Below are 4,781 nucleotides of genomic sequence, written 5' to 3'. Positions count from 1 at the left end.
TACTTCTGCATCTTCACCTTGTCTTGCTTCTAGTAATGCATCCGCCATTTTAGCAGTTAATAATTTTACTGCACGGATTGCATCGTCATTTGCAGGGATTACATAGTCGATTTCATCTGGGTCACAGTTAGTATCAACAATTCCTACTAATGGAATGTTCAATTTACGAGCTTCTGCTACTGCAATACGCTCTTTACGTGGGTCAACTACGAACATTACATCTGGAACAGCTTCCATATCACGGATACCGCCTAAGAATTTAACTAGACGTTCGTGTTGTTTTTTAAGTTGAACAACTTCTTTTTTAGGAAGTACAGCGAAAGTACCGTCTTCTTCCATTTTTTCGATTGCTTTTAAGCGTGCAACACGTTTTTGAATAGTACCGAAGTTTGTTAAAGTACCACCTAACCAACGTTGGTTGATGTAGTAGTTACCTGAACGTTCAGCTTCTTCTTTAATAGCTTCTTGAGCTTGTTTTTTAGTTCCAACGAAAAGAACTTTCCCGCCATCTTGACCTACTTGGCGCATGAAATCATAAGCTTCTTCTAATTTTTTCACCGTTTTTTGAAGATCGATGATATAGATTCCGTTACGTTCAACAAAAATGTATTTTTTCATTTTTGGATTCCAACGGCGAGTTTGATGACCGAAGTGTACACCGGCCTCAAGTAGTTGTTTCATAGAGATTACTGACATTTTATTTCCTCCTGGTTTGGTTTAGTCTTCCGCATCCATCATCTGTCATTGGCTACTCTATTTCTAGAGCACCTGCCAAGTTCATCCGTAATGCGTGTGTATTCATACCGTATTGTAATATACCATAGTTATTTTATACTTTCAACTATTTATTACTTAAACTTTAAGAAAAGTTCTACTTCCGTCTTTCCTATTTGAAGTAATTTGGCTATTTCAATTGGACTTTTTCCTTCTTCACTATAATATAGTACCTTTTCTTTCATCGTAACTGGCTGTTTTTTTTCTGGCAAACTAGCAGCCTGGACATAGCTATTTGCTACCTTATGTTTGGATACAAGGGGCCTTGAAATCACAAAGGAAGAATCTATATCATTTTTTATAGTTGTAGAAACTTCTTCTTTTGCAGAAGCATGTTCCTTTATAGGAGGAACAAAACTGTTTTCCTTTAATTCATATAGAAGACGATCATTTTCATCCTTCATATCTGCTAGATAAGCACTAAATGAATCTTCTATTTCTTTCATAGTTTGTTCTTGTCTATCTTCCAAATCTTTATATTTTGATAATTTCATATTTAATAGTGCAATGAAATAAAAGCTAATAATTTGAAGAAGAAACAGTGCTATTATAATAATTGTTGTCATTTTTTCTCCTATCCATTATAGTCCACAAAGTTCCCTTTAAAAGGATGCTTTATATTGTTGTTCTCTTGTCCTTTTTTCCTATCTTTCTTCTCTTGCTCATCCTGCTCCTGTTGGCTTCCCTTTGTGTCTGCTTCTATATGATTAGATTTTATAACAGTTTCTCTGTTCTTTTCTATTTGCCTTTCTGTCGCGGCTTGGGCGTTGGCTTGGTTAACTAGGCTTTGCTGCTGCATCTGATCAGCCATTTTCCCTGCGTCCACGGTCTTTGGGATAGCTATTTGTAATTCCAAACCTTTAAGACTCATCTGTCTGCCCTCCACACATTAGGTATTCATCATTTCATTTACTAATAGCTTCCGAAGCTTAAAAAGTGCCTTAGAATGTATTTGAGATATTCTCGAGGTAGATAAGCCGAGCATCTCCCCGATAACAGTTAGAGTTAATTCTTCTGTATAAAATAAACTTAATACTAATTGCTCATTTTCATTTAAGTGTTGGATTTGATTGACAAGGTCATTAATTAGCTCGTCCTTTACCAGCTTTTGTTCAGGTGTAGTTTGTGTATCGTCTCGGATCACAAAGGATTTGCTATCCATTTCATCCTGATCATGTAATTGTTCATCTATAGACAAAACATTAGAAAAGAAGTGTTCTTGGACAGTCTGATATACATCCTCTAAAGGTATTTCTGCAAAATCGGCCAGTTCTTCTGGTGTCGCATGTCGCATTAGTTTTTGCTCTAATTCTTCTATTTTCTGATCCAGTTTTTTAGCTTTTTCACGTGATGATCTTGGAAGCCAGTCTTCTTTTCTAAGGCCATCTATTATTGCCCCTCTTACCCGGAAGGATGCATATGTATCAAACTTCAAATCTCTAGAAGGGTCAAACTTATTTAATGCATCAAATAAGCCCATCATGCCAAGACTCTTGAGCTCATCTCTTGAAACATTTTGAGGAATACCCGCACCTATCCGTTGAACATGATACGTAACTAGTGGAGTATATTTTTTTAGAAGTAAATCGCCCGCTTGAGGATCCTTGCTTTCAGTCCATCTTCTCCAAAGGAGCTGCTCCTCCGTCAAGTTTTGTTTTGACACAAATATCCTCCTTTCGACACTGCATTCTATTATTTATGGATATTATACCAAAATTTCGTACAAAAAGGGGAGACGAAGAAAAATCGCCCCCCACTTAAGATTCCTCATTTATCATATCTTTTATAATTTCAGCGTATTCTTTTGATCCAACAACCGTTGTTTGAGAATTATCCTGGGTAAAAGGAACCTCGACTTCTATTTTTTTCATTCTATCGTCTAGTACATAAGATAAAATTGCACGACCCCCAAAAGTTATAAAGAAAGATAGGATAGCCCACAAAATAATCGGTATAAGAATAATTGCCCCTTCTATAAATGGGTAAGAGAAGAGAAAAAGAATGCTAAATGTTAGCAACGCTATCCAAAAATTAGACATAATCGTTCCAACCATTAAATATTTTTCACCCCTTGGTTAACCGTCCGTACATTTAACAGCTTGGTCAGAGGATCAAACTCAATTGTTCTCCCGCTATTCCCTCCAGTATCTTCTGAAATTATTCGGATGGAGTATTTTTTTAAATATTCTTTTACTGCTTCTACGTTTCTAGGACCTATTCTCATCGTGTCTCTACTGGACGAAAATTGAAACATTTGTGCACCGCCAGCTATTTTAGCTCGAAGTCTATCACTACTTACCCCTTCTTGCTTTAAGAGGTTAATAAGCGCTTGAATACCCGTATCAGCAAACTTGGCCGTATTAATGTTTTCACTTCTACCTAAAGAAGAGTTAGGAAGCATTATATGAACCATACCAGCTATCTGAGATTTATCATCATATAAAACTACTCCAACACAAGACCCCAAGCCTGTGGTCCTTATAATTTGAGGAGCCTTTACAATGTTCATATCAGCAATTCCTACCTTCACCACTGCTGCCATTTGAGCTTGTTCCATCATATTATTCTACTCCTAAGGCTTGAAAGATCGACTGAAATGATTCTGGATCTGGAAGTAAGAAGAAATGTCCGTGGACACTTTTTCCATTTTCCATTTCTTCTTCGCTAATAGCTGTATCAATGACAATAACATAATCACTTATTTGTGAAAGCTCTACAAGACCAAAACTAATGATTGCTCCTACCATATCTACACATAATGCAGGAACAGATGGGTAAATATTTAGCTTTGTAAAATCAGAAAGAGCGGATAAATAAGAGCCTGATAATATGTTACCTAGTTCTTGAAGAGCAGATGCGCCAATCTCAGTTACTTGAGCCTTTTCAAAATCTATTTGGTCATCTTGAACTAATCTTCGAATAAATTGATTTGCTTGCTCTACAGGTAATACAAAGAACATACTCCCATTGACATCTCCAGCAATTCGAAGATATATACCTGCCACAACACTTTCTGCCCCGCCAGCTAGCTCCATCATTTCATCGAAGGTCACCATTTCTACCTTAGGAACATTCATATCTATTTTTTTGTTTAATAGCATGGACAGTGCAGTAGCAGCATGAGCTGCTCCAATATTCCCAATTTCTCGAAGAACATCCAGATGGACGGAAGTAATTTGCTTTTCAAACATTAGACTAAGCTCCTGTCTTAATAGGATTTAAAACTAAATCTAGATGCAGCAATATTAATAGACGCTTGTCAATTTTAGTAACACCTGCTATAAAGTCTTGTTCTAATCCTCCAACTACTTCCGGCTGTGGTTCAATGGAATCCTTCGAAATATCTAACACATCATTTGCAGAGTCTACGATGACACCTACATTCATATCATCTAATGAAATTATAATAATTCGAGAGGAATCATTTAAATTACTTTCACCTAAACCAAATCTGCTTTTCAAATCGATAATAGGTGTAACTACACCTCGTAAATTAATGACACCCTTTACAAAAGAAGGAGTCTTGGGAACTCTTGTTATATGAATCAGTTTCTCAATTCCTTGTACTTGGCTTACTGGTATTACGTATTCTTTGTCCGCTAATTGAAAAACAACTACTTTTAAGTATTCTGTTTCTAAAGCCTCTGTCATTATTTTTCCCCCTACCTTATTAAAGCGTTACAATCAATTATTAAGGCTACTTTCCCATTCCCTAGAATAGTTGCTCCTGAAATAGCAAATACACTAGACAAGTATGTTCCAAGAGTTTTTAATACGACCTCTTGTTGGCCAATAAATGAATCAACAACTAAGCCAGCCATTTTGTCACCTTTTCTTACAAGCACCACTGAATGAAATTCTTCCTCTGTACGCTCTTGAGGAACTTCAAATACTTCATCTAAGAATACGAGCGGCACAACATTACCTCGGAAATCGATGACCTTCTGATTGTGAGCATTTAAAATGTCGGATGAACGAATAATTGCGGTCTCAATAATAGAAGAAAG

General features: G+C 36.5%; 9 protein-coding genes. All 9 read right to left on the bottom strand.

The features are described from left to right. A partial coding sequence (rpsB, locus tag AC06OU_RS01235) for a 30S ribosomal protein S2 (protein WP_475853510.1) occupies nt 1-696 on the bottom strand: 696 nt, incomplete at its 3' end. A 152-nt stretch (nt 697-848) separates the two neighbouring features. Then, nucleotides 849-1,340 carry a DUF6115 domain-containing protein gene (locus AC06OU_RS01230; protein WP_342566795.1) on the bottom strand — a complete coding sequence of 164 codons (492 nt, stop codon included), beginning with the start codon at nt 1,338-1,340 and terminating at the stop codon, nt 849-851. Nucleotides 1,341-1,348: 8 nt separating this feature from the next. Then, nucleotides 1,349-1,645 carry an RNA polymerase subunit sigma gene (locus tag AC06OU_RS01225; RefSeq protein WP_475853509.1) on the bottom strand — a complete coding sequence of 99 codons (297 nt, stop codon included), beginning with the start codon at nt 1,643-1,645 and terminating at the stop codon, nt 1,349-1,351. A gap of 18 nt (nt 1,646-1,663) precedes the next feature. Further along, complete coding sequence (locus AC06OU_RS01220) at nt 1,664-2,437, bottom strand: FliA/WhiG family RNA polymerase sigma factor (RefSeq protein WP_169358616.1); 774 nt, start codon at nt 2,435-2,437, stop codon at nt 1,664-1,666. A gap of 94 nt (nt 2,438-2,531) precedes the next feature. Then, entirely contained in the window at nt 2,532-2,828 is a 297-nt protein-coding gene (locus AC06OU_RS01215; RefSeq protein ID WP_475853508.1) for a hypothetical protein, read from the bottom strand. Beyond that, nucleotides 2,828-3,334, bottom strand: coding sequence for a chemotaxis protein CheD (locus AC06OU_RS01210; protein ID WP_475853507.1), 507 nt, complete (start codon nt 3,332-3,334; stop codon nt 2,828-2,830). Before AC06OU_RS01210 ends, AC06OU_RS01215 begins: the two co-directional genes overlap by 1 nt. Before the next feature lies 1 nt (nt 3,335). Then, on the bottom strand, nt 3,336-3,965 hold the full coding sequence (locus AC06OU_RS01205; RefSeq protein WP_475853506.1) for a chemotaxis protein CheC: 630 nt from the start codon (nt 3,963-3,965) through the stop codon (nt 3,336-3,338). Nucleotides 3,966-3,969: 4 nt separating this feature from the next. Continuing rightward, nucleotides 3,970-4,425: a chemotaxis protein CheW gene (locus tag AC06OU_RS01200; protein WP_342566801.1), complete on the bottom strand. Its 456-nt coding sequence runs from the start codon at nt 4,423-4,425 to the stop codon at nt 3,970-3,972. An 11-nt stretch (nt 4,426-4,436) separates the two neighbouring features. Beyond that, nucleotides 4,437-4,781 (bottom strand): chemotaxis protein CheW (locus AC06OU_RS01195; protein WP_475853505.1); only part of this gene is annotated, 345 nt, incomplete at its 5' end.

This window comes from Psychrobacillus sp., from assembly GCF_056205495.1.
This window is presented reverse-complemented; position numbering and strand designations above follow the sequence as displayed.